Source organism: Pseudoalteromonas thalassia (genome assembly GCF_049257215.1).
Lineage (GTDB): Bacteria > Pseudomonadota > Gammaproteobacteria > Enterobacterales > Alteromonadaceae > Pseudoalteromonas > Pseudoalteromonas lipolytica_C.
Genome location: NZ_JBMMUE010000005.1, coordinates 1 through 23,838, shown reverse-complemented (window position 1 = coordinate 23,838; position 23,838 = coordinate 1). Strand labels below are relative to the sequence as shown.

21 protein-coding genes and 10 tRNA genes are annotated in these 23,838 nt (G+C 40.2%); 21 read left to right on the top strand and 10 right to left on the bottom strand.

Going from position 1 to position 23,838, the window contains the following annotated elements:
- The first annotated feature begins 49 nt into the window (after nt 1–49).
- Together AAEU31_RS07860 and AAEU31_RS07855 are read left to right on the top strand one after the other, a co-directional pair.
- Nucleotides 50–418 (top strand): response regulator, encoded by a 369-nt coding sequence (locus tag AAEU31_RS07860; protein ID WP_421967025.1) that lies wholly within the window; start codon nt 50–52, stop codon nt 416–418.
- Nucleotides 419–426: 8 nt separating this feature from the next.
- Nucleotides 427–723: a PilZ domain-containing protein gene (locus tag AAEU31_RS07855; RefSeq protein ID WP_421966924.1), complete on the top strand. Its 297-nt coding sequence runs from the start codon at nt 427–429 to the stop codon at nt 721–723.
- Here AAEU31_RS07855 and AAEU31_RS07850 read toward each other — a convergent pair.
- Entirely contained in the window at nt 720–1,910 is a 1,191-nt protein-coding gene (locus AAEU31_RS07850; RefSeq protein WP_421966923.1) for a class I SAM-dependent methyltransferase, read from the bottom strand. The two genes, AAEU31_RS07855 and AAEU31_RS07850, sit on opposite strands and share 4 nt — an antisense overlap.
- A 135-nt stretch (nt 1,911–2,045) precedes the next feature.
- Between AAEU31_RS07850 and AAEU31_RS07845 the strand changes: the two genes are divergently transcribed.
- Together AAEU31_RS07845 and AAEU31_RS07840 are read left to right on the top strand one after the other, a co-directional pair.
- The gene (locus AAEU31_RS07845) at nt 2,046–2,693 is read left to right on the top strand and encodes an HD domain-containing protein (RefSeq protein ID WP_421966922.1); all 648 of its coding nucleotides are present in this window, start codon (nt 2,046–2,048) and stop codon (nt 2,691–2,693) included.
- Nucleotide 2,694: 1 nt separating this feature from the next.
- Entirely contained in the window at nt 2,695–3,087 is a 393-nt protein-coding gene (locus tag AAEU31_RS07840) for a VOC family protein (RefSeq protein ID WP_421966921.1), read from the top strand.
- Between the two features lie 16 nt (nt 3,088–3,103).
- On the opposite strand, the gene AAEU31_RS07835 is transcribed toward AAEU31_RS07840, so the two are convergent.
- A complete protein-coding gene (locus AAEU31_RS07835; RefSeq protein ID WP_135925320.1) occupies nt 3,104–4,093 on the bottom strand; it encodes a response regulator in 990 nt (329 codons plus the stop codon).
- Nucleotides 4,090–7,419, bottom strand: a complete 3,330-nt coding sequence (locus AAEU31_RS07830; RefSeq protein ID WP_421967024.1) for a PAS domain S-box protein — start codon at nt 7,417–7,419, stop codon at nt 4,090–4,092. The genes AAEU31_RS07835 and AAEU31_RS07830 overlap by 4 nt, the downstream gene beginning before the upstream one ends.
- Before the next feature lie 136 nt (nt 7,420–7,555).
- Here AAEU31_RS07830 and AAEU31_RS07825 point away from each other — a divergent pair, with 136 nt between their 5' ends.
- A complete protein-coding gene (locus tag AAEU31_RS07825; RefSeq protein ID WP_199527406.1) occupies nt 7,556–8,626 on the top strand; it encodes a GGDEF domain-containing protein in 1,071 nt (356 codons plus the stop codon).
- Here AAEU31_RS07825 and AAEU31_RS07820 read toward each other — a convergent pair.
- Complete coding sequence (locus AAEU31_RS07820; protein ID WP_421966920.1) at nt 8,623–9,603, bottom strand: ion channel; 981 nt, start codon at nt 9,601–9,603, stop codon at nt 8,623–8,625. The genes AAEU31_RS07825 and AAEU31_RS07820 overlap by 4 nt on opposite strands.
- Nucleotides 9,604–9,704: 101 nt before the next feature.
- Between AAEU31_RS07820 and AAEU31_RS07815 the strand changes: the two genes are divergently transcribed.
- Nucleotides 9,705–10,385 (top strand): M48 family metallopeptidase, encoded by a 681-nt coding sequence (locus AAEU31_RS07815; RefSeq protein ID WP_135925312.1) that lies wholly within the window; start codon nt 9,705–9,707, stop codon nt 10,383–10,385.
- 39 nt (nt 10,386–10,424) lie between these two features.
- Here the strand turns inward: AAEU31_RS07815 and AAEU31_RS07810 are convergent.
- Nucleotides 10,425–10,509 (bottom strand) — tRNA-Tyr (locus AAEU31_RS07810).
- A gap of 44 nt (nt 10,510–10,553) precedes the next feature.
- Nucleotides 10,554–10,638, bottom strand: a tRNA-Tyr gene (locus AAEU31_RS07805).
- A gap of 112 nt (nt 10,639–10,750) precedes the next feature.
- Here AAEU31_RS07805 and AAEU31_RS07800 point away from each other — a divergent pair.
- The gene (locus AAEU31_RS07800) at nt 10,751–11,266 is read left to right on the top strand and encodes a VC2046/SO_2500 family protein (protein WP_421966919.1); all 516 of its coding nucleotides are present in this window, start codon (nt 10,751–10,753) and stop codon (nt 11,264–11,266) included.
- A 157-nt stretch (nt 11,267–11,423) separates the two neighbouring features.
- A complete protein-coding gene (locus AAEU31_RS07795) occupies nt 11,424–11,723 on the top strand; it encodes a DUF6172 family protein (RefSeq protein ID WP_135925308.1) in 300 nt (99 codons plus the stop codon).
- Nucleotides 11,724–11,783: 60 nt separating this feature from the next.
- Here AAEU31_RS07795 and AAEU31_RS07790 read toward each other — a convergent pair whose 3' ends face one another.
- The 3 genes from AAEU31_RS07790 to AAEU31_RS07780 form a co-directional block, all read right to left on the bottom strand.
- Nucleotides 11,784–12,179: a hypothetical protein gene (locus AAEU31_RS07790; protein WP_235383619.1), complete on the bottom strand. Its 396-nt coding sequence runs from the start codon at nt 12,177–12,179 to the stop codon at nt 11,784–11,786.
- A 192-nt stretch (nt 12,180–12,371) separates the two neighbouring features.
- Nucleotides 12,372–13,340, bottom strand: coding sequence for a cysteine synthase A (gene cysK, locus AAEU31_RS07785; protein ID WP_135925303.1), 969 nt, complete (start codon nt 13,338–13,340; stop codon nt 12,372–12,374).
- 194 nt (nt 13,341–13,534) lie between these two features.
- Nucleotides 13,535–15,868: a carbohydrate binding family 9 domain-containing protein gene (locus AAEU31_RS07780; RefSeq protein WP_421966918.1), complete on the bottom strand. Its 2,334-nt coding sequence runs from the start codon at nt 15,866–15,868 to the stop codon at nt 13,535–13,537.
- 215 nt (nt 15,869–16,083) lie between these two features.
- On the opposite strand from AAEU31_RS07780, the gene AAEU31_RS07775 reads away from it, so the two are divergent.
- The 13 genes from AAEU31_RS07775 to AAEU31_RS07715 all read left to right on the top strand — a co-directional run bounded on the left by AAEU31_RS07775 (nt 16,084) and on the right by AAEU31_RS07715 (nt 22,135).
- Complete coding sequence (locus AAEU31_RS07775; RefSeq protein WP_135925298.1) at nt 16,084–17,235, top strand: dicarboxylate/amino acid:cation symporter; 1,152 nt, start codon at nt 16,084–16,086, stop codon at nt 17,233–17,235.
- A gap of 106 nt (nt 17,236–17,341) precedes the next feature.
- Nucleotides 17,342–17,992 carry a UvrY/SirA/GacA family response regulator transcription factor gene (gene uvrY / locus AAEU31_RS07770; RefSeq protein WP_054553647.1) on the top strand — a complete coding sequence of 217 codons (651 nt, stop codon included), beginning with the start codon at nt 17,342–17,344 and terminating at the stop codon, nt 17,990–17,992.
- 8 nt (nt 17,993–18,000) lie between these two features.
- Complete coding sequence (uvrC, locus tag AAEU31_RS07765) at nt 18,001–19,824, top strand: excinuclease ABC subunit UvrC (protein ID WP_421966917.1); 1,824 nt, start codon at nt 18,001–18,003, stop codon at nt 19,822–19,824.
- A 42-nt stretch (nt 19,825–19,866) separates the two neighbouring features.
- The gene (gene pgsA, locus AAEU31_RS07760) at nt 19,867–20,412 is read left to right on the top strand and encodes a CDP-diacylglycerol--glycerol-3-phosphate 3-phosphatidyltransferase (protein WP_062566986.1); all 546 of its coding nucleotides are present in this window, start codon (nt 19,867–19,869) and stop codon (nt 20,410–20,412) included.
- Between the two features lie 139 nt (nt 20,413–20,551).
- Nucleotides 20,552–20,627, top strand: a tRNA-Gly gene (locus AAEU31_RS07755).
- A gap of 12 nt (nt 20,628–20,639) precedes the next feature.
- Nucleotides 20,640–20,713: transfer RNA gene (locus AAEU31_RS07750), tRNA-Cys, on the top strand.
- Nucleotides 20,714–20,747: 34 nt separating this feature from the next.
- Nucleotides 20,748–20,834, top strand: a tRNA-Leu gene (locus AAEU31_RS07745).
- 67 nt (nt 20,835–20,901) lie between these two features.
- Nucleotides 20,902–20,977: transfer RNA gene (locus AAEU31_RS07740), tRNA-Gly, on the top strand.
- 39 nt (nt 20,978–21,016) lie between these two features.
- Nucleotides 21,017–21,103 (top strand) — tRNA-Leu (locus tag AAEU31_RS07735).
- Nucleotides 21,104–21,227: 124 nt separating this feature from the next.
- Nucleotides 21,228–21,303, top strand: a tRNA-Gly gene (locus AAEU31_RS07730).
- Between the two features lie 18 nt (nt 21,304–21,321).
- A tRNA-Cys gene (locus AAEU31_RS07725) sits at nt 21,322–21,395 on the top strand.
- 35 nt (nt 21,396–21,430) lie between these two features.
- Nucleotides 21,431–21,517, top strand: a tRNA-Leu gene (locus AAEU31_RS07720).
- Nucleotides 21,518–21,688: 171 nt separating this feature from the next.
- On the top strand, nt 21,689–22,135 hold the full coding sequence (locus AAEU31_RS07715) for a hypothetical protein (protein WP_138558982.1): 447 nt from the start codon (nt 21,689–21,691) through the stop codon (nt 22,133–22,135).
- Between the two features lie 17 nt (nt 22,136–22,152).
- On the opposite strand, the gene AAEU31_RS07710 is transcribed toward AAEU31_RS07715, so the two are convergent.
- Entirely contained in the window at nt 22,153–23,571 is a 1,419-nt protein-coding gene (locus AAEU31_RS07710) for an alanine/glycine:cation symporter family protein (RefSeq protein WP_138558983.1), read from the bottom strand.
- Between the last annotated feature and the right edge of the window lie 267 nt (nt 23,572–23,838).

The following is a 23,838-nucleotide window of genomic DNA, read 5'->3' as shown; positions in this document are numbered from 1 at the left end:
GAGTGTGGGTATTGAAAAGGAAAGACCGATTTCTATTCCTGAGCGCAGCATAAATCGGCCTCAACAAACTATCTTAATTGTTGATGATGAGTATTTTAATTATGAGATGCTCAAAGCAAGTTTAGGAAATGAGTTTTCGCTAAGTTACGCGAATTCAGGGGCCTCTTGCTTAACATCGGCTATTGCTGAGCCCCCTGACGCAATCCTTTTGGATGTATGTATGCCTGGCCTTGATGGTTATGACACGTGTCGATTATTAAAAAATACACCTGAAACAGCAAAAATTCCTGTGGTTATGGTGTCTGGACTTGAGACAGAGCTTGAGAAAAAAGCGGGTTTTGATGCCGGATGTGACGCCTATGTAGTGAAGCCATTTTCTGTTAAAACACTTATTGAGAAAATAAAAACACTGGTATAGGAGGCCATATGTTTCATGAGGAGAAACGTGACTTTCGCCGTATGCAAATTCACACCCCTGCAAAGTTAATTCCGCTAGAAGGTGGAGAGGGCAAAGAAGTTGCTGCAATTTGTACAGATTTAAGTGCCACAGGGTTAGCTGTGCAGCTTGATGATGTATTAGAAATAGGTGGTTTGTATCGAGTGTTAATTGCTTCTACAAGTACAGCAATTACTTCGTTTGATGCCACAGCCAAAGTTGTGCGAGCAACCAAGGAGCAAGATGGCTCCTTGAGTGCCGGCTTAGAAATTGTAAGTTTTAACTAGTAAACTTTACAGATCAGGCCTTTAAGATAAAAGCCTTCTGGGTAGCTGCTAGCAATTGGGTGGTCGGCAGCTTGGTTTAGTCGCTCCATGATCAATAAGTCTTTACCTGCATCAAGGGCAGCATCCGCAACCACTTTTTGAAATAAATTTTGTTCCATTAATCCAGAACACGAGAAGGTGAGTAAGGTTCCACCTGGTTTTAAGATTTGCATCGCAATCATATTGATATCTTTATAACCACGACACGCACCCGTTAATTGCGCTTTGTTGTCAGCAAATTTTGGTGGATCCATAACGATAGTATCAAATTGCACACCTTCATCACGGTATTGGCGTAATAACTTAAAGACATCTTGCTTCACAAAATCAACTTTAGATAAATCGAGGTTGTTGTGCTCAACGTTACGCTTAGCAGTATCAAGCGCTGGCTGTGACACATCTACGTTAGTAACGTGCTTACAGCCACCACGTAACGCATAAAGCGAGAAAGTACCTGTGTAGCTAAAGCAGTTTAATACTGTTTTGTCTTTAACAAAGCGCTCAAGAGCAGCACGACTATCACGTTGGTCTAAATAAAAGCCTGTTTTGTGGCCTTCAATAATGTCTACTTCGAGTTTAAGGCCATTTTCTTCGATGATGACAGGTTCTGTTGGTTCCTTACCCCAAAGTAGGCCCTTGATTGGCTCAAGGCCTTCTTTAGTGCGAACATCAACATCTGATCGTTCATAAATATCGCAACCTGGGAAAATAGCCATCAGTGCAGCAACAATTTCACCTTTATGGCGTTCTGCACCGGCACTTAGTAGTTGACAAACAAGTACATTATCAAATTTATCGATAGTAATACCAGGAAGGTAATCAGACTCAGCAGCACTTAAACGAAAACCGGTTAAACCGCCTTCGCTGATCACCTGCTCGCGGGCAGCATAGGCACGGCGCAAACGTTTTTCAAAGAATGCTTGGTCAATGATTTCGTTTTGATCAAAACTCCATACACGAGCGTGAATTTGCGATTGCGGACTGTAAGCAGCAATGGCTAAAAACTTACCGTCATTGTCATAGATAGTGACAGTATCCCCTAGTCCTGGCTTACCTTTTACTTTCTTAATGGCTTTTGAGAACACCCATGGGTGTTTTCTTTTTAATGATTTTTCACGTCCAGCTTGCAGGTAAATAGCAGATGACATAGGGATTCTCGCGTCAAACAAAAGGGGGCATAGTTTAATGAAGCACTGGCAAACATACAATGAATGTTTTGAACAAATCCAGCAAGCACGCTAAAGTAAGCATAATTTCAATTAGTTAATGGTAATAGCCTGTATATGCAGCCAGAAATAGACTTTGCAGCTTTAGAAAATCAGTGTCGAGATTTTATTATGTCTTTACTCCATGCCGATGTCGCACACGATATAAGTCATATTGAGCGTGTTGTGAGGGTTGCAAAACAGTTATGTATTGCCGAGCAGGCAGAAATGGCAGTGGTGTTACCAGCTGCTTGGTTACATGATTGTGTTGCGGTTGCAAAAAATCACCCTGACCGTGCAAAAGCATCGACTATGGCCGCAGACAAAGCGTTGAGTTTTTTAGCCTCAATTCATTATCCTGAGCAGTATTTTAGCGCAATTCATCATGCTATTGCGGCACATAGTTTTAGTGCCAATATCAAAGTACAAAGCGTCGAAGCGCAAATAGTGCAAGATGCTGATCGAATGGATGCATTAGGCGCAATTGGGGTAAGCCGCTGCATGAAAGTAGGGGGCTCAATTGGTCGCTACCTGTATCATAAAGACGATCCATTTTGTTTAAATCGCGAACCAGACGATACAAAATATACCCTCGATCATTTTTTCATTAAGTTGTTACACATCAGCGAGAGTATGAACACGCCATCAGCAAAGGATGAGGCTAAACGACGTACAGAATACATGCTCGCATTTTTAGAACAGTTGAAAACTGAGATAGGGGAGTAACATGGCTATTCCGTCACTATCTGGAGTTGATCACTGCCACTTAAATGTTGATGATTTAGCGGCTGTAGTAAAGTGGTATCAACAAGTACTTGGTTTTAGTGTGGTACCTGAACTCGCTTTTTGGGATGAAGGAAAAGGCCCTTTAACTTTAGAAGATCAAGCAAAGACGATTCGTTTGGCGCTATTTGAAGCAGAAGGCACAAGTAAAGGAATTGCCTTTGGCGCAGATGCAGCACAGTTTTTAGCGTGGCTTGAGCATCTAGCTCAATTTGATATTAAAACCGTTGTTGCAGATCATGGTGTTACTTACTCAATGTATTTTAAAGACTGTGCCGGTAACAGCCATGAAATTACTTCTCACGATTATGAAGCAATTAAAAAAGGCCTCAAATGAGGCCTTAAATACACTATTAGTTGCTATAAGTGTTTTTGATTTCTATGATGCTGTCTATTTGACCGATAAATAAATCGATAAGTTGTGGGTCAAAGTGCTTACCGGCTTCGTCTTTCAATAAGTCGATGGCTTCTTCAACTGACCAGGCTTTTTTGTAAGGGCGCTTCGACGTCAATGCATCAAATACATCTGCAATTGTGACAATACGTCCTTCAATACTGATCTCTTCGCCTTTAAGACCATACGGATAACCCGTACCATCCCATTTTTCATGGTGTTCAAGCGCAAGCTTATGAGCAAGCTGTAATAATGGCGAACTTGAGTTTTCTAGAATCTTAGCGCCAATGAGAGCATGTTGTTTCATATGCTCATACTCTTGCTCATTTAAACGTCCTGGTTTTAATAGAACAGCATCAGGAATTCCTATCTTGCCGATATCATGCATAGGCGCTGCTTGCCTAAGCTGCTCTGCTTCATGCTCACTCATACCATAGGCAAGTGCTAATATTTTACTGTAACGGCTCATACGAGAAATGTGCTCGCCAGTGTCGGTGTCTTTGTATTCTGCGGCGCGGCCTAAGCGTTGGATCAAATCAATATGCGCCAGTTGTAACTGTTCAGCATGAACTAACGATAGATGGTTTTTTACACGAGCCTTTACGATCGCAGGGCTAATTGGTTTGGTAATATAATCGACTGCACCAAGGGCAAAGCCTTCAGATTCATCTTGCTCATGAGAGAGCGCGGTGACAAAAATGACTGGAATATGCGCTGTTTTGGGGTTTGCTTTTAATACTTTACAGACTTCAAAACCAGTCATATCTGGCATCATGATATCCAGTAAAATTAGCTTTGGTGGTTCATTTTCAACAAGCTGCAATGCAAGCTCTCCAGACTTAGCAAATGATAGCCGGTAATCTTTAGCGAGCACTTCTCTGAGCACTTTGAGGTTTGCAGGTTCGTCGTCGACTACAAGAATTCTTTCACGTTCTGAAACGGGAGTCATTTGTGTTCCTTAGCAGCTAATAGGCATTGCTTTAACTCAGTTAAAGCCTGCATCGCTGCATCAAAATCAAAATTATCAAAATGCGCACAAATTTCAACAACCCTGTCTTTATACTCCGCTGGGGCCTCTGTTTGAACAAGGTTTAATAGTTCATCGTCTATTTCTGCGTGTTCAGCTTGCGTGAGCAGTTTATTAACTTTAGCTATTAATGCGCCTATGGGAATAGCGTGCTCCAGCGGTTGATCAACTTTTGACTGGTTAAGGTCCCCAAGCTGAGAGTAAAGAATACGCCATTCTTGTTCACACTCGTCAATCAGTGCAGCAAAGCTATCCTTTTCACGCTCTTTTTCAGCTAAAGTCAGTAGGTCTAATAATTTTGCAAGTGCTAAATTCCCTGCAACACCTTTTAAGGTATGTAAAATTGATTTTTGCTCTGCTTCGCTGAGTGTGGATCCCTTAAGTCGTAGAATACTATGTTGGTGGTTAGCTAGGAATAAGCCAATTTCAGTATTTAGCTTTTCTTTCGAACCCCACATTAACACTCCTTTATCGTAGTTTATGTGTTTTTTATCATTACTTTCGTAGTAATTATGGGTAGTACTAATGTCTAAACCAAGTACTTTGGCTATTTCATGATTTAGTTGACTAATGTCCACAGGTTTATTCGCAAAGCCATTCATGCCAGCTTCTTTAGTGGTCAACTTATCTTGTTGAAGAACGCTTGCGGTGAGGGCGATAATTGGCGTAACCTTTAGTTGTTGTATTTGCTCTAATTCCCGTATCTTCTTACACGCGGTTAAACCATCACACTCAGGCATATGAATATCCATTAAAATGACATCGAAAGTTTGCTTTTCGAACGCTGCAATAGCCTCAAAACCATTGCTTGCGGTTGTGATAGTATGACCTGCCTGCGATAACAAGATTTTAAGTAGCTCGATATTTTGCTCAATATCGTCAACAACTAAAATTCGCAAAGGTGGTAAGGTGAGCTTACTGTGATTAAGAATATCAACTTGTTTTGCATCTCCCTCTTGTAAGGGGAGCGTGAAATAAAAACAACTACCTTGTCCTTCATCGCTAATTACATTGATAGTCCCACCCATTAATTCAACTAATTGCTTGCTGATAGTCGTACCAAGACCTGTGCCTCCAAAACGTCGAGTCATTGTGCCATCAGCTTGCTCAAATGGTTGAAAAATAGCATTTAAACGGTGTTTAGCAATACCAATACCTGTGTCTTTAATTTCAAAGAAGAGTTGATTATTTTGCGTTTTACTGACGCTGACCGTCACAGAGCCTTGCTCTGTAAACTTGATAGCATTGCCTAGCAAGTTATTCATAACTTGGCGAATACGAACTTCATCACCGATATAAACAGGTGCAACATCGTCGTTGATCCTCAGATCAAGCAGTAAATTTTTTCGCTTTGCTTCAAGCCAAAAAGTAGAAACGATGTTATCGAGCAGTGTCTGTAAATTAAAATGCTCAAGTTGTATGTCGAGTTTGCCCTTTTCTAACTTAGCAGAATCTAATACTTCATTAAGCAAGTGCAGTAATGAGCGTGCTGACTTATTAACGGTAATAATATGCTTTTGCTGTTCTTTACTTAATGGGCTATCCATTAAAATATCACTAAAGCCAATAATAGCATTCATAGGTGTGCGAATTTCATGACTCATATTTGCCATAAATGATTGCTTCGCATGAGCCGCAGCCTCAGCTTCTTGTTTTGCTTGCTTTAGTGATTCTTCATATTCATGACGAGCCGTGATATCGATTAACACACCATCAATGCACTTTTTATCAGTATCGACAGTTTCGTTTACTAATCCTTGCTCTAGTAGCCAGATAATCTTACCGTTGCGATGGCGAATGCGATATTCAACGGCGTATTGAGTGTTGTTTACTGCAGCATTTGAGATAATTTCATTAATAGATTGTTTATCATCGCCATGAATGATTTGCTCAAAATTAATTCGACCTGAAATAAACTCATCAGGGCTGTATCCCGTTAAATCTAAAACGCTGGGGCTAATAAACAGCATGCTCCAGTTTTCGTCTAATAGGCACCGAAATACAGCACCCGGCATATTATCCATCAAGGTGCGGTATTGTTTCTCTTTTTCTTCAAGACTTTGCTGCAAAGCACGCTGTTCTGTTAGATCAGTAATAAAACCGACAAATAGTGGCTCTTTGTCTGGTTGTTTTACTTCGCCAAGCCCTAACCGGATAGGAAATAAGTGTCCATGCTTGTGTTTAGCATAAACATTTCGGTTTACCCCGATGATTTTTTTAACTTCATGATTACTGCTATTTGATAAGTAGTCATCATGTTGAGCTGCAATATCATCATTCATTAGTATTTTTACATTTTTGCCTAACACTTCGTGTTGCTGCCAGCCAAAAATGTTCTCTGCTGCTTTATTAAAGCTCAATATCACTCCTTTGATGTTGATAGTCACAATACCATCAACAGCAGTGCTTAAAATGGCTTCTAGACGAGATTCTTCTGCAGACTTTTCAGCGAGTAGCAAGCGAAAACGCACTATACCGTTAAATATTCCGACTAGAGTGGTAAGTAATACGGTGGCGAATGAGACGCTAATTGCAATAAAAACCAGCTGCGATGTTTGGACATTTTCAGATAGCAGAGGGGATGTGGCTACAAACCGAGTTGCAGCCATACCCATGTAATGCATTCCTGATACTGCAAAACCAAATATAATGGCGCAAATAAGGCGATTTTGGAGCGCTGATAGTGCCTTGAAGTGATCACTCAAATGAAAACGTGAATACAACCCGATAAAAGATAAAAGGACAGCAACAATTATGGAGGCTGAAAACCAGCTAGGGTCATAGCGAAGCAGAGGGCTCATCTCCATCGCAGCCATGCCTGTATAGTGCATTGTGCCAATACCTGCTCCAAGTAAAACTGATCCCAAGGCCAATTTAATTGCACGCGGAATACCCGACATATAATGGCGCCTGAAGATTGAAAAGCATATGTAACAAGCTAAAAATGCCGGTAGGAAGGATAAAAACGTGAGTGTGGGGTCGTAATTAACTGTCGTACACAGAGAAAAAGCGAGCATACCGATAAAATGCATACTCCATATCCCACCAGACATTACTAATGCGCCCGTTGCACTGCCTAACCTTTGGTAAGAGATAAACTCAGTCTTGTTTGCTAAATCTATAATATAAAGTGAAAAATAGGCAGCAAAAATAGCTGTTGCGATTGAAAGCGTCACTAATGTGGGGTCGTAGATCCCATTAACAATTAAGCTTGGATTTTGATCGGTTATAAAAAACGTATTTATCATCATATTTATTCGTCACTGCCTTTATAACTAGTCTAATATAAATTGTTAGTTATTTTGAGAAAATACTCTAACTAAACTTCGTAGGTTTTAATTCCTTGGCTATATTTAGTTAAAAAGGAGTATTTTGAGGTGGTAAATGCGTAGAACTGAACAGACTTTAGTAGACCAAATGAAAATTAACGACGTTGAAATTCAGCACAGAATGAGTTTACTGGGGCTCACTTCGAAAAGTTTATCATCACTAATTAATTACAAACCAATTATTGAATCAGCGATTGAAGATGTGGTGAGTGATTTTTATAAAAAGCAAACAGAAGTCGATGAAATATCATTGTTAATTGGTGATGCCGATACATTAACCCGATTAAGAGATGCGCAGCGTCAATATATTATTGATTTATTTTGTGGTCGCTATGAGCATGAATATGTCAACAATAGACTAAGAATAGGTATGGTTCACAAACGTATTGGGGTAGAACCTAAACTCTATTTGTCGGCAGTTTGTACGCTTAAAGAACTGATCTTTGATGTGCTTAGAGAAAAGATTAGTGACCACGCTGAATTACAACAAACTCTAACGGTTATTGATAGATTAATTTATTTTGATACTACCTTAGTGTTTGATACTTACATAGATAGCTTAGTTGGAGAGATTGAGAACGCAAAACGTCGAACAGAAGTCTACGCAAAAGGACTTGAAGAAAAGGTCGCACAACGAACTCAAGAGCTTGAAAAGCTGGCTAAACTAGACCCTCTCACGAACCTTTATAATCGACGCGTAATGCAAGAGCTTTTACAGCGTGACTTAGCAAGAGCTCGGCGCCATAAATCACCGCTTACAATTGTCTATTTTGACTTAGATGACTTTAAATCAATCAACGATACGCAAGGCCATCAAAAAGGTGATGAAGTTCTTAAGTACATAGGCCAATATTTGTTGGAAAATATTCGTGAAATAGACGTTCCATGTCGTTACGGCGGTGATGAATTTTGCATCATTTTGCCAGATTGTGAAGTTGCTAGTGCAACCCATATCTGTGAAAAGCTAATAGGTATTTTTGAGGAGCAGTATCCAGAATTACATTTAAGTGTTGGCATAATCGCAGCCCCACTTGATAGCACTGTTGATGCAGAAGAACTAATTAACCGAGCAGATAAAAAAATGTATCAAGCAAAAAAGCACGTTGGTTCATACATTATGCTTTAGCGAGTCATACGTTTAACGAATACAACCACAAACAAAGCGAGAGAAAAACTACCACAAAACGCTTCTAATGCAGCAATAAATCGTGAAAAACCTATGGGAGTTATGTCTCCGTATCCAAGCGTTGTGAATGTTACTACACTAAAGTAAAAACTATTCAATAAGGCAGATAAGTTGTCTTGCCAAGTGTTATCAAGGCTAAGTTGCAAAATTGTATCGCTATAGCTGACACCGAATAGAAAGTAACAAATTGCGCAGCAGATTATCAGCGAAAGGCTAAAGCGAATAACGTTTTCAGGCTTTTCACCATACCCACAAAGCATATCAATAAAACTCGACGTAATTTGTTTTGTTGATCCTTTTGGATATTGGGCATGGCGCATTCTAAGCTCTTTATAAGTAAAGTTGCCAGCCAGTTCAAAAAGTCCTTGGTTTTCAGATGCCTTCCTTAAGTTTCGATATATCTCTTCGGATTGTTCGAATAAGTCACGAGCTTCATCATAATGTCTATTTTTGCGAGCTTTAATGGCCTGTGCTTCTTGCAGTAAATGCTCGCCTAAATCGATATTGTCAATACGACTATCATTAAACTTAACCCCTAATAAGTTTGTATTCTTTAAATCGCAATAATGTAAGCTGGCATCGTGAAGATTTGCTTTCATTAATGATGCGTTAGCGATTTTGTTATTAAAAAGGTGTGCGCCTGATAGGTTTGCTCGATAAAAGTTACAATAGGATAGGTCATATCCCTCCTCATCATCCTGCTTAATAAGATTAAGACCACTGAGGTTAGCGCGCTTTAGCTGTAACCCATGCAGTAAACCGCCTTTTTTCGCATAACGCTCTAATTTCTGGGTTAGATCTAGTCCTGACTTATCAAACTTACTATCGTGCCAAAAACAGAATCCAGACCCCATATCGGTTTCCAAGCATTTCTTTCCTGAAGGCGAGGTATAACTACAACAAGGTTTATCAGACATAAACATGAAAATTATTTGTTGGTCATCCTTATAGATTAGCAGTTATTTTACAGGGTAAAATGGAATCCATACTTTTTATTAATTGAATTGGCTTATATTTGTTGAACTACACCCTAAAGCGCAGTAAACGCAGAACCACAGTGGCAATTAAAGTTGCTGAACAGAAACTCACTGTTTATGCGCCTTTTTATGTTCCACAAACTGAGATTGATGCCTGGTTAAAGACCAAGCAAGATTGGGTCGATGAACAAATTGCCAAACAATCCATTCATGCTGAACGCCGCCAACTTCCTCTTGTAAACGCGGCGATTAAGTTATTTGGACAAAATGTGCCGATAGTATTTGCTAAAGGCACTAAAAGCACTTGGCAACAAGATGCACAGTGTCGGCTTATTTTATCTATTTCATCACGGGTCAAACATCAAGAAGCAAACTATTTAGCACTGCTCGAGCAGTTTTTACACGAAAAGCTAGAGAGTTATATCGAAATGCGTGTTCATGATTATTGTTTGCAGATGTCTGAAGCTCTACCCACAAAGCTTAAAATTCAACATTATAAACGTCGTTGGGGAAGTTGTAATAAGCGTCGAGAGCTGACCTTTAATTTACATTTAGCGAGTGCACCGACATGGGTGATTGATTATGTGGTTGTACACGAACTTGCTCATCTTAAACATATGAATCACAGTGCTAAGTTTTGGCAACGTGTTAGACAGTTTTATCCAGACTATAAAAACGCTGAGCAATGGTTGAAACAAAATGGCAGTAGTTTGAGTTGGTAGCGATAAGCTAGAAAGAGTAAAGCTAGAAAGAGTAAAGAGTGGTGGAGGGAGCTGGATTCGAACCAGCGAAGGCTGAGCCGTCAGATTTACAGTCTGATCCCTTTGGCCGCTCGGGAACCCCTCCACACAGATTTTACTATTGCATTTGGCCCCACTACCAGAAGGAAGTGGTGGAGGGAGCTGGATTCGAACCAGCGAAGGCTGAGCCGTCAGATTTACAGTCTGATCCCTTTGGCCGCTCGGGAACCCCTCCAATGCAACGGCGCTGATAATAGCAAACTGGTTATTTAAGTAAAGAAAAAAACTAAAGAAAATTGGATTAATGCCGATAACTGATTAATCTGGAATCTATTTGGCTAAAGTCTATGCAAGTTGATGGTTTGTTGCTCAATGAGAGTCACCTCGATAATCGTCTTAATAAAAGTGTTCATGAACATCGCTCTGGTGAGTTTGCATTATTATTAGCAATGCTCTCACATGACGCACTTGATTTTAGTCAATTTCATCTACCTAAAACAGAAATAAGTAATCCTCACGTTTCAGAAGAGGTGCTTAGAGCCCAGTTAGGGGCAGGTCCTAAGCAATCATTAGCTCCAGAGCAATTTGATATGTTGATTGGTCAAGATAATGCTCTTCGATTACTTCAAGGTGGTCTTTCAGACATTCGCTTACGTCATTGTTTAGCACCTGAGCCATTGCATGTTCGAGATGATAAAAATCACATTCCACTAGAAGTGATAGACAATTGTGAGCCCGCAGTAAGAAAACGCTACCTTGATAAAAATCAATCAACTGAGCGTGCCCAAATTGACGCTGCAGCTTTTTACGATAGTTTAACAGAAGATGCTATTCATCAATCTTTGCATTTAATTTCAGCCTAATTGATTAACTACATTGTCACATAAATAAATTAATCTACACTTTAATAAGTAAATTCAAGCAACATTAGAAAAAATACAGCTAATTTTTTATGGCCTTGTTATACTGTGTGCCTATGGCTTAGCGCCATTGTCATTGAACCAAGCTATTAGGACTATAATGAAGAAGACATTCACGCTTAACCACGAGAAGATTAAGTACCCTCGCATGGTTGATGCAGCCAAACACGAAGTAAAAAAATATTTGAAACGTGAGCGTAATAAAACACTCCCAGCTGGTGCTGATTATTGGGCATTTGACTGTAAGTTTGGTGAATCAGCGGATGAAGCCGAAGTTGTTCACGTAGCAGAGATTAATAAATGTATTAGTGATATTGAAGCCAAAGGCTTAACATCGTTTTATGTTGAGATCTTAGCGCGTCCTGCACAGCGTCAACACCAAGAATTTGATGAAGAGTAATTTATACACGGAATCAAAAAATGGGCCTTTTTAGGCCCATTTTTACTTTAAGATAACCATCTATCGAGCAAAAGGATCGGCGTTAATCTTTTCTATATACCAATTACCTTTTTTGCGTATCATTTTTACACTGCGCATATCATCCACTTTTTTACCGTTGAAGTAACCCGTAAAGATTAAATTAATATTAGCCTTATCACCGTACTGTTCACGTAAACTCATATTGGTCATATCAACTTCAATTACAACTTCGTCGTATTGCATGTTAATTAGGTTACGAGCGAATTGGTTTGCGGTGCCATAAGATTTCATAATGCGAGCCATTTTTGGAGTTGCGTATTCCATGGCTTGATTTAAATCGTTTTGGTTATACAGTGCATCAAAATAAAGCGTGGCTGTGTTGCCTGGGGTATTTTTTTCGCCCTGAGGTGACTCTTCAGAGCCACAACCCAACATTAAGCAACTACTCAATAGAGCAAAAATTAGGAGTACGTTTTTCATTATGCTTTGATTTGCTAGATTAAATAATTTTAAGTGTGTGACTAAATGACTGAGATGTAAAGTTAACTTAGTAAAAATGTGGGATTTATTTTTGCTTGGCAATAAAAAAGGATGCCTTGGCATCCTTTCTTAAATTAACTGCACTTGTTATTGAACTAACTCTTTTTCACTGAATTCTTCAGCAAATAATGGGCTAGATAAGTAACGCTCAGTAGCACTTGGTAAAATAACAACGATGTTTTTACCCGCATTTTCAGGTTTTTCAGCAAGGCGTTTTGCAGCAACCACTGCAGCACCAGACGAAATACCTACTAAAATACCTTCGTTTTTCATAAGCTCGTGAGCCATTGCAATTGCATCTTCATTTGATACTTGCTCAGCGGCATCAACAACTTCTAAATCAAGGTTGCCTGGGATGAAGCCAGCACCGATACCTTGGATTTTATGAGGACCCGGTTTAATTTCTTCACCAGCTAAGGTTTGGCTAATAACTGGAGAATTAGTTGGCTCAACAGCAACAGATTGCACGTTTAGGCCTTTCTCGAGTTTCAAATAACGGCTAACACCGGTAATAGTACCACCCGTACCAACACCTGCTACGAAGATGTCGATTTTACCGTCCATTGCTTCATAGATTTCAGGACCCGTTGTTTCAAAGTGAATTTTTGGGTTAGCTGGGTTTTCGAATTGTTGTAAAAGAATGTATTTTCCAGGCTCGCTTGCTTGAATTTCTTTTGCTTTTTCAATCGCGCCATTCATACCTTTAGCGCCATCAGTTAAAACTAGGTTAGCACCTAACGCTTTTAATAGTTTACGACGCTCTAGGCTCATCGTATTAGGCATAGTCAGGGTTAATTTATAGCCACGAGAAGCTGCTACAAACGCAAGTGCAATACCTGTGTTGCCAGAAGTCGGCTCGATTAACTCTTTGTCTTTGGTTAATACGCCTGACTTTTCTGCTTCCCAGATCATTGAAGCGCCAATACGGCATTTAACACTAAAGCTTGGGTTACGTGATTCTACTTTAGCAAAAACATTACCTGAGGTTACGCGGTTAAGCTTTACAATCGGTGTATTACCAATTGTTAATGAATTATCTTCAAAAATGTTAGACATAGTGTTCCCTTGGAAGCAATTTATTCAATCGTGATCAACTAGCTTAGGCTATTGATCTGTAATAGTCACACTTTACTGTGACTATTAAAAAACGAAAGTAAAGTTTGGCTATAACATATAGCGAATAGGCTTATAGCATTTAGTAATAAGGTGAGAAAAGAAGGGCGCGCACCGAAAGGTGCGCTCATGGAGTCTTAAAGTAACCAAGCGTAGCTAAATTTAGCAAATAGGGTACGCTGCTCTTTAGTTATCGATGAAAGTTCATCATCTTGATAGCCATTATCAGAGTAACCTGCAAAGAATACTGTTTGCGGGTTCAGTTTGTAAGAATACAATAACTGGGTGGCTAACTTTTTATATTGGCTATCTACATCATCAATGTAATTAGCTTGATTACGTTCTAAATCGGTATAAATGACTGCAAGGCGTAAAAAGCTATTCACGTTAAACTGATAAGTTAACCGCACATCACTTAAATTTGCGGTAAATACTTCGCTACCATCAGCTTCAAGTTGCTCATAAGTATGACGTAAACGTACTTCAAAATGTTTACCAAGGTTCATATTCAGTACCGGGCGTATATGAAACTTATCACCAGTGCGGTTATTGGCTAAGTCAACGGCATTACCTGTATACATATATAAAGAAGCAAAGACCCCAGCGGTTGGTTTAAAATCACTGTAAAAGCCAACGCCATTTTCGCTAAATAAATCTGTGTTGCCGTCTATATCTAAACGTGATTTATCGTGGCGAAGACCTGTACGGTTTCGGTGTTCAACAGAGACTTCAAAAAAGCTTTGTAATGGGCCGCTGACAGAAAAGCTGGTTTGTGCTTCTTTTTCAAGAAGTTCATTATTTTCGTTGTGGGTAATATCCCAATCGGCATACAGGTTAGCGCGGTTCCACCAATTACCTTTATCACCATACCAGCGGTATTCGCCACCTGTAGTAAACTTTTTAAAATCAACTTGCGAGATAAAACCTAAGTCAGCTCTTAAATCAGCATCGCGATAATTATAGTCAGCAAATGCACGCCAGTACTTCTCATCATGTTGATACTTAACATAGTAGCCAGTACCCGATTGTTGTTCTTTACTTAAAACACGAAGTACACTTTCGTTATAGTCGCAATCACTATTTAATTCGCAAATTACTTGCTCAGGTTGTAAACAGTTATCACCATCACATAACTCGTCAATAAAGTCCTGACTGTATTGCGTTTGTGACTTTAATACTTGTACTAGGAAAACATCGTTCACTGTTGGTTTGTATTTACTATCAATACTATAAACCGTGTTTCTATAATCATCACTTTGTCTGTGAGTTGCTGTTGAACCAAGTGATAACCCTGATTTAAAGTCGTATCGGTATCGCAGAGCACCGTTTTCACTTTTCTCGTCAAGGGCGACAAGAGATGAACCTAAATTGCCCGGGATCAACACATTGGTTTGCGTATCATTGGCAATAAAACCGGCAAATGTATGGCCATTTTTGCTACCTGTGATCTTGGTTCCATAATCTGGTTGGGCAATATTACGGGTATGAATAAGGTTAAGTGTTGATGCAAAGTAGTCAGCGTTATCTAAAAAGAAGGCACGCTTTTCTGGGAAGAACAAGCTGAAATTATTATTCACACTCAATTGAGCAACATCCGCTTCAACCTGTGAAAAGTCAGGGTTAATCGTCGCATTTAAGGTAATATCTGGGGTGATCCCCCATTTAACATCCAGGCTGGCTTCAGTATTGTTCTCTGACTCCCAATCAGCCACTTGTGCGCCATCGATATCACGAGTCTCATTTTTGCCAAGCACAACAGATGGAATAATCGCCACGTTATTGCCTTGCTTTGCTTGTTCAAAACCTTGATAACTTGGCATTTGGCAAATCCAACAATTGTTACCATGGTCAATTTGCATATTTGAGATACGCAAACGCTCACTACGCGGTAAAAATCGTAAAAACTCCATCGCCATCGTTTTGGTTGCTACGCTGTCGTCAAAATTCAATACGCGTAAGGGAATAGCCACTTCTACTGTGTAGCCTTTATCATGAATAACACCAACACTATCCCAAATACCGTCCCATGATGAGCTTTCATGTTTAGTCAGTTCGTTTTCTATCGAGTCTTGTTGTACGCCAAGTGGGTTAATGAAAAACTGATAAGCTAATTGAGCATTATTGTATGAATCAATTTTCAGCCCCACTAAGTCATCATCCCATGCTGCATCACGATCACGATAGAAAGCGCGTATTAGTTCTGGATTTGGGTCGTTTGCTTCAAAGCCAATAAATAACGTCTCGCCATCTTCATAGACATAGGCGTGTGTGGTCACTGGGCTTTTGCTGTTTTCATAAGGCCATGTGACATTATCAATCGTGATTTTTTTTGCGCGTTGCCAACTTGGTTCATTTAGCTTTCCGTCAATTGTTGCTTGTTCTGCAACAAAAGGGAGGGTGATGGGTTGGCTGGTGGCCAAGGAAGTAAAAGGTGTGCTCAGTAGAGCGGCACTTAATATAGATTTATACATAAGAACTACACGGGTATTCAAAATTGCGAGCATGTTATTAACTTGCAACTTTGTTAACAAATGCAACGCGATAGGACGCATATATTTACGTTCAAATTAGATTCTGCGAAGCTGTGGTGGTAATTTGCGCAGTTAAACGTTAATTTGGCTGTTTTATAACAAAAGTAAACTAAAACGTGGTAAAAGGTTACCACCTAAAAATTGAAGTGATCGTTATGAATTTAATTCTAAAATTAATTGCTGGTATTGTTGCCGGTATTTTAGTGGGCTTGTATGTGCCGCTAACAGGTGTTGAACTCCTCTATACAGTAAAAGAAATAATAGGTCAGTTGATCACCTTTACCATTCCACTGATTATTTTATTTTTTATCGCATCTGGTATTGCTGGCTTACCAAAAGGTTCTGGCCACTTACTTGGCAAAACTGTCGGTTTTGCTTATGGGTCAACGATTATTGCTGGCACCTTAGCGTTTTTATTAGTCAGCGCCATGATACCATTGTTTGATGGGGGCTTAACGTTTGAAGCTGAAGTAGCTACAGAAGTGGGCAGCTTTATTGATTTAGAAATTCCACCACTTATGAGCGTAATGACGGCGTTAGCTGCGGCTTTCATTTTTGGTATTGGTATGAGCCAAATGCAACTTGATATGTTGAAGAAAGTTTCTGATCAGGGTCGTGATGTAATTGATGGCTTATTAGCAAAGGTTATTATTCCAGCATTACCGTTTTATATTGCTGGTGTATTTGCAGAGATGACAGTCGCTGGCACTGTGGTAGATACGCTGCAAACATTTGGTATTGTATTACTTGCAGCATTGATCATGCATTGGTTATGGCTAACCGTTTTATATGTCTCAACGGGACTTTTATTAAAAAGAAACCCATTAGAGCTTGTAAAAAATATGCTACCCGCTTACTTTACTGCTTTAGGTACAATGTCGAGTGCAGCAACAATTCCTGTATCGCTGCGCTCAAGTAAAGCTAATAATGTAAAAGAAGATGTTGCAAACTTTACAGTGCCGTTATGTGCAACCATCCATTTATCGGGTTCAACAATTACCATTGTGACATGTGCAATGGCAGTGATGTTCTTATCACCGAATATGGATGTACCATCACTATTTGGTATGTTGCCATTTATTATGATGTTAGGTGTTGTCATGATTGCAGCTCCTGGAGCGCCGGGTGGTGCGGTTATGTCGGCACTAGGACTATTAACAAGTATGCTTGGCTTCAATGAAGGCGCAGTGGCATTAATGATTGCACTTTATTTAGCACAGGATAGTTTTGGTACAGCTTGTAATGTTACAGGTGATGGTATTATTGCGCTGTGGGTTGATCGTTTTAGCGAGAAAAACGCCGCATAAAATGATGAGTGAAACAATAATTTGATTTATTGTTTCACTCATTCTGTGCTAATGTGGCACATTAAATTTACACAAGCATGTATTTGGGTTATTTGAGGGTGTTCCATTGATTAATGTACTTTTAGTTGATGACCATGAGCTTGTACGGACAGGTATCAGACGTATACTTGATGATGTTCGTGGTTTTAAAGTGGTTGGTGAAGCTAAAACCGGTGAAGAAGCGGTGCAATTTTGCCGTCAACATTCGCCTGATATCGTGTTGATGGACATGAACATGCCAGGTATCGGTGGTTTAGAGGCAACTAAGAAAATCTGTCGTTATTGCCCTGATGTAAAAATTATCGTGCTGACGGTGCATTGTGAAGATCCATTCCCAAGCAAAGTGATGCAAATCGGAGCTCATGGTTATCTAACTAAAGGTGCCGGCTCTGATGAAATGGTTAACGCTATTCGTGCTGTAAATGCCGGCCAACGTTATATCGCGCCTGAAATTGCTCAGCAAATTGCCCTTGCACAGGTAAGCGGACGCACAGACGAAAATCCGTTTCAGAGTCTTTCTGAGCGTGAACTGCAAATTATGCTGATGATCACCAAAGGTGAAAAGGCACAAGACATAGCAGAGCGTTTGAACCTAAGTTCTAAAACAGTGAATAGCTATCGCTATCGCATGTTTGAAAAGCTAAATGTGGGTGGTGATGTTGAACTTACGCATTTAGCAATTCGTCACAAAATGATCGACATTGATAGTTCGCATTAATTTGCTCAATGTCTGATTTCGAACCAGCCCGTTTTCTTAAAACACTATCAAGTGAGCCCGGTGTCTACCGAATGCTTGATAGTGAAGGGCAAGTTATTTATGTCGGTAAGGCTAAAAATCTAAAAAAGCGCGTAACTAGTTACTTTCGCAGTAATGTAACTGATAGTAAAACACGTGTCTTAGTAAGCAATATTTGCGGTATCGAAGTCACCCTGACTAACACAGAGACCGAAGCCTTATTACTTGAAAACAACTTAATAAAAAAATATCAGCCTCGCTACAACATTTTACTGCGCGATGATAAATCATACCCTTATATTCTTTTAACTGATCACAAACACCCGCGACTCGCTTTTCATCGTGGTAGTCGTAAAATCAAAGGCGAGTATTTTGGTCCATTCCCAAGTGCAGGGGCGGTATCTGAAAGCCTGCGTTTAATGCAAAAAATCTTTCCGGTTCGCCAATGTGAAGATGCCTATTACCGAGCTCGAAGTCGTCCATGTTTACAATATCAGTTAAAACGTTGCTCTGCGCCGTGTGTTAATAAAATTACCGATGAAGAATATCAACAAGAAGTCGATTTTGTACGTAAGTTTTTACTAGGCAAATCTCATGAAGTTATTGCTGATTTAATTGCTAAAATGGAGCAAGCAAGCCAAGAGCTTAAATTTGAACTCGCTGCAAAAGTACGCGACCAAATTATGTTACTTCGGAAAATGCAGGAACAGCAATCGATTTCCGGTAACCATGCCGAAATGGATGTGGTTGGCTTTGCGCATTTAAATGGTTTAAATGCGGTTCACTTATTAATGATCCGCGATCATAAGGTACTTGGTAGCAAAACCTATTTCCCTAAAGTGCCCAAAGACTCTGGGCAAGAAGAGATTTTAACTTCCTTTTTAGGCCAGTATTACTTAGCACCTGGTGCAACAGGGCGCATTGCCAAAGAAATAATCTTACCGTTTACAATCGAAGAGAGTGAGCCTCTAAGCGATGCACTTACGGCAATTTCTGAGCGTAAAGTGAGTTTAAAAGTCGCTAATCGCGGTGAGCGAGCTCAGTATCTTAAGCTTGCTAATAAAAATGCCCTTAACAGCATTAGTGTTAAGCAAAGCACGCAGGACTCAATTAATAAACGCTATGCACAATTAAAAGAAACATTACGTCTTGATGATATAAATCGTATGGAATGTTTTGATATCAGCCATACAATGGGTGAAAACACGGTTGCAAGTTGTGTGGTGTTTGATTCGCAAGGTCCAAATAATAAAGAGTATCGCCGTTTTAATGTTACCGGCATCACTGGCGGTGATGATTATGCTGCAATGGAATTTGCACTTAATAAACGCTACAACAAAGTAGTCGATGAAGAAAAAATTCCAGATGTCATCTTTATCGATGGGGGTAAAGGGCAATTATCTCGTGCTGAACAATATTTTGAAAACTGGCCACATAATAAAATGCCATTGCTGGTGGGTGTTGCAAAAGGCACAAGCCGAAAACCAGGTTTAGAAACGCTATTAATTGATGGTGGACGAAAAACAATACCACTTGATTCAGACGCGCCGGCACTGCATTTAATCCAACATATACGTGATGAGTCGCACCGTTTTGCTATTGCTGGGCATCGTAATAAACGTCAAAAACAACGCACGCAATCATTATTAGAAGAAATTACCGGTGTTGGACAAAAGCGCCGACAGGCATTATTAAAATATTTAGGGGGCATGCAAGGGGTAAAAGCTGCTAATATAGACCAATTAAAACAAGTTCCTGGGATCAGCCCTGAAATGGCTGAAAAGATATTTAATCATTTGCATGACAAGGCGTAGCCTTCGTGCGAATATAGTAAAAAAAGACATCTCCAAGTAGTTATGTGGAATATTCCAAACACACTCACAACCTTTAGACTTTTTCTTATCCCCATTTTTTTGGTGATATTTTATTTGCCTTTCTCATGGGCGTTTTTCGCAGCTGCGTTTGTTTTCTGGCTTGCGTCAATCACAGATATCCTTGATGGCTATCTTGCGCGTCGTTTAAATCAGTCAACGCCATTTGGTGCGTTTTTAGATCCTGTTGCTGACAAAGTAATGGTCTGTGCGGCACTTGTTGCTTTATCAAGCCATTATCAAAGTTTGTATATGACTATACCTGCATTAGTTATTATTAGCCGCGAAATCGTTATTTCTGCATTACGTGAATGGATGGCAGAGCAGGGTAAGCGTGACAATGTGGCTGTATCTAACATGGGTAAGTTTAAAACTGCGGCACAAATGCTAGCCATTATTGGTTTGATTTGGCAATTTGATACATGGATGATCTACTTAAGTTATGGTCTTTTATACGTTGCAACATTCTTAACGCTTAGTTCTATGCTGCAGTATTTAATGGCAGCATGGTCAGAATTGACCAAAAATTGATCCTAAGCGTATAATTACACACCGTTTTAGATAAAAAATAAGCAAACAGTTCAAAACTAGCATTTTTTATATTGACGCGTTTAATAATCTCTGTAGAATGCGTCCGTGTTGAGAGGGCATAGCCCCCAAGATAAAGAAAGCGGCACTAGCTCAGTTGGTAGAGCGCAACCTTGCCAAGGTTGAGGTCACGAGTTCGAGCCTCGTGTGCCGCTCCAATTATCTAATTTGGCGGAATGGCAGAGTGGCCATGCAGCGGATTGCAAATCCGTCTACCTCGGTTCGACTCCGGGTTCCGCCTCCATTCAACACTCCACGCGCTCTATGAGCAACCCGATGCCCGGGTGGTGGAATTGGTAGACACAAGGGATTTAAAATCCCTCGCTGGTAACAGCGTGCCGGTTCAAGTCCGGCCCCGGGCACCATTTTGTGGTTAACTACAATACCAAATGTAGTTTTAAAATTACGATTTAACTCTAGAGTTAATATGATGCGGCACTAGCTCAGTTGGTAGAGCGCAACCTTGCCAAGGTTGAGGTCACGAGTTCGAGCCTCGTGTGCCGCTCCATATTAGCTTTATCCACTTGCTTTAAATAGCAAACCCGATGCCCGGGTGGTGGAATTGGTAGACACAAGGGATTTAAAATCCCTCGCTGGTAACAGCGTGCCGGTTCAAGTCCGGCCCCGGGCACCATTTAAACTTAAATAGTTTATTGGATAAACAAACAAATTTGCGGCACTAGCTCAGTTGCCAGAACGTTATCATCGCAACCTAAAGGTTGTGCACCAACGGACAAAACACTGACAGAAACAAATTTGCGGCACTAGCTCAGTTGGTAGAGCGCAACCTTGCCAAGGTTGAGGTCACGAGTTCGAGCCTCGTGTGCCGCTCCAATTATTTGGAAGCGATAAGGCGGAATGGCAGAGTGGCCATGCAGCGGATTGCAAATCCGTCTACCTCGGTTCGACTCCGGGTTCCGCCTCCATATAATACTCCACATGCTCTTACGAGCGACCCGATGCCCGGGTGGTGGAATTGGTAGACACAAGGGATTTAAAATCCCTCGCTGGTAACAGCGTGCCGGTTCAAGTCCGGCCCCGGGCACCATTTATATTTAATACCACTTCTCTATTTCATTTATATTTCTTTTTATAATCTCAGCTAAATATTTTTTTATTGCCAAAATAGCTTTATAGTTTCCTTAGTCATTTTAAATCAGCTAACGCTTTTTCAGTTTTAAGTGCTACTGAACTCAATAAATAGGATCAAGGAAAGAGAATGGAGCAATTTAAACGTGGTTTAAATCAGTTCTGGGTGGGCGCCGTATTTGGGCTTTGTTTAGCAATCTCATTAGTACTAATACCTGTTGCGATTATTATGTCGAACATTAACGACGTACTTAAAATTCATGAAGTCAGTGTGCTTGTTGATAAAGTATCGACCGCATTTGAAAAATCAGAACAAGTCATCAGTAATGCTAAAGCGGCGCTAACCGACTTTGATAATGACGTGGTGATGGCTATGCTCACCGCCGTGCAATCTTATCAGCAACAATCGCAGCCATTATTAACTGCAGAGCAAAAACAAGCATTAAAAGCGCAAATAAAAGAGCAGCTTGTTACGCAGCTTGAATCCAAACTTAACGAACAGCAAATCACATTCATATTGTCTGTTTTTGAAAAATTAGCAAATACAAAAAAGGGAGCACAATCGCTCCCCAATTAAGTAATCACTTGGCTTGATTATTTGCGCCACGCGCCTTTAGGAATAGTTTGATCGAGCTTTTTGTTTTGCGAAGGATCGAAAGTAGGTAATTTACCTGCTTTACGTTGTGAGTTGTAATCCTTCGCAAGCCAAATAACGACACCCGAAAGCATAAATAAAGCGATGACGTTAACAATTGCCATCAAGCCCATCGAAATATCGGCAAGCGTCCATACTAAAGGTAATTCGCCGAGCGCACCAAACATCACCATACCAAGTACTAATAATCGGAAGATCAACATGCCCGATGCATGGTTATGTTCTAAAAATAATAAATTGGTTTCCGCGTAAGAATAATTAGCAACAATCGAGGTAAATGCAAAAAACAAAATTGCAATCGCAACAAAGGTTGCTCCCCAGCTACCAACATGTTCTTCAAGGGCAGCTTGCGTCAATGCAATACCAGTCACACCTGAATCAGGTATAAGCTGTTGTGATAATAAAATAAGGGCTGCGGTTGCAGTACAAATAATAATTGTATCTACAAATACACCGAGCATTTGCACATAACCTTGTGAGGCTGGGTGCGGTGGGTTAGGTGTTGCCGTTGCAGCAGCATTTGCAGCGCTACCCATACCAGCTTCATTAGAGAATAAGCCACGTTTAATACCCTGGATCATCGCCTGCATAACACCATAACCAATTGCACCAGCGCCTGCTTGCTCGATACCAAAGGCACTATTAATAACATGCATGAACACATTTGGTAGTAAATCGTAGTTCATGGCACATACATAGAGTGCAACTAGCAAATAAGCCAGCGCCATAAATGGCACAACCATTTCTGCAAAACGTGAAATAGTTTTTAAGCCACCAAAAATGATAATGCCAGACCCTAATACCAAGGCGATTCCGACAACATAGTTTGGAATCCCAAACGCAACATCAAATGCAGCAGCAATAGAGTTTGATTGAACTGCATTAAATACCAAACCAAAAGCAAGAATAAGGCAAAGAGAGAAAATGACTCCCATCCAACGCTTACCTAATCCATATTCCATATAATAAGCAGGGCCACCACGAAAGTTGCCATCTTCATCGACCGTTTTATATGCTTGGGCAAGGGTACTTTCTGCAAAACTTGTCGCCATACCTATTAAAGCAATAAGCCACATCCAAAAAATTGCACCGGCACCGCCTAAATAAAGTGCAACAGCAACGCCCGCCATATTACCAGTGCCAACTCGCGCGGCTAATGAAGTACAAAATGCTTGGAATGAAGAAATGCCCTCACCAGAACCTTGGCGGCTCTGAAACATCACTTTGATCATATGTGGAAATTGAGTGAATTGGATAAAACCGAGTCGAAGAGTGAAAAATAGCCCCGCAGCTATTAAAAGGTAAACCAGAATGTGACCCCAAAGGAGACTACTTATACTATTTATAATGTCTGTCATTTTTCTTGCCTTGTGAGCGAGTGGAAAATCTGCGGCGCAAGTTACCATAACAAGCGCGGAGAGTTTAGTTATTCTGCTAAAAATCATCAGTTATCCACAGTTGTTTGTGGGTAACATGTTTGCATTTGGTGGGTATCTGATTAATTTGAAAATAATCAAAAAAACCTTCAAAAAGTGCTTGCGTTAAAAATCCATCTCCCTATAATGCGCATCCACTGACACGGCGGGCAGCAATGAAAAGCGCTGAACAAACTGACAGAGAGTTAA

What these genes read in the sequence shown, in the direction of transcription:
- AAEU31_RS07855 (WP_421966924.1), top strand. Translation starts at nt 427, where the DNA reads ATGTTTCATGAGGAGAAACGTGACTTTCGCCGTATGCAAATTCACACC.
- AAEU31_RS07850 (WP_421966923.1), bottom strand. Translation starts at nt 1,910, where the DNA reads ATGTCATCTGCTATTTACCTGCAAGCTGGACGTGAAAAATCATTAAAA.
- AAEU31_RS07845 (WP_421966922.1), top strand. Translation starts at nt 2,046, where the DNA reads ATGCAGCCAGAAATAGACTTTGCAGCTTTAGAAAATCAGTGTCGAGAT.
- AAEU31_RS07840 (WP_421966921.1), top strand. Translation starts at nt 2,695, where the DNA reads ATGGCTATTCCGTCACTATCTGGAGTTGATCACTGCCACTTAAATGTT.
- AAEU31_RS07835 (WP_135925320.1), bottom strand. Translation starts at nt 4,093, where the DNA reads ATGACTCCCGTTTCAGAACGTGAAAGAATTCTTGTAGTCGACGACGAA.
- AAEU31_RS07830 (WP_421967024.1), bottom strand. Translation starts at nt 7,419, where the DNA reads ATGATAAATACGTTTTTTATAACCGATCAAAATCCAAGCTTAATTGTT.
- AAEU31_RS07825 (WP_199527406.1), top strand. Translation starts at nt 7,556, where the DNA reads ATGCGTAGAACTGAACAGACTTTAGTAGACCAAATGAAAATTAACGAC.
- AAEU31_RS07820 (WP_421966920.1), bottom strand. Translation starts at nt 9,603, where the DNA reads ATGTCTGATAAACCTTGTTGTAGTTATACCTCGCCTTCAGGAAAGAAA.
- AAEU31_RS07800 (WP_421966919.1), top strand. Translation starts at nt 10,751, where the DNA reads ATGCAAGTTGATGGTTTGTTGCTCAATGAGAGTCACCTCGATAATCGT.
- AAEU31_RS07795 (WP_135925308.1), top strand. Translation starts at nt 11,424, where the DNA reads ATGAAGAAGACATTCACGCTTAACCACGAGAAGATTAAGTACCCTCGC.
- AAEU31_RS07790 (WP_235383619.1), bottom strand. Translation starts at nt 12,179, where the DNA reads ATGTTGGGTTGTGGCTCTGAAGAGTCACCTCAGGGCGAAAAAAATACC.
- cysK (WP_135925303.1), bottom strand. Translation starts at nt 13,340, where the DNA reads ATGTCTAACATTTTTGAAGATAATTCATTAACAATTGGTAATACACCG.
- AAEU31_RS07780 (WP_421966918.1), bottom strand. Translation starts at nt 15,868, where the DNA reads ATGTATAAATCTATATTAAGTGCCGCTCTACTGAGCACACCTTTTACT.
- AAEU31_RS07775 (WP_135925298.1), top strand. Translation starts at nt 16,084, where the DNA reads ATGAATTTAATTCTAAAATTAATTGCTGGTATTGTTGCCGGTATTTTA.
- uvrC (WP_421966917.1), top strand. Translation starts at nt 18,001, where the DNA reads ATGTCTGATTTCGAACCAGCCCGTTTTCTTAAAACACTATCAAGTGAG.
- pgsA (WP_062566986.1), top strand. Translation starts at nt 19,867, where the DNA reads ATGTGGAATATTCCAAACACACTCACAACCTTTAGACTTTTTCTTATC.
- AAEU31_RS07715 (WP_138558982.1), top strand. Translation starts at nt 21,689, where the DNA reads ATGGAGCAATTTAAACGTGGTTTAAATCAGTTCTGGGTGGGCGCCGTA.
- AAEU31_RS07710 (WP_138558983.1), bottom strand. Translation starts at nt 23,571, where the DNA reads ATGACAGACATTATAAATAGTATAAGTAGTCTCCTTTGGGGTCACATT.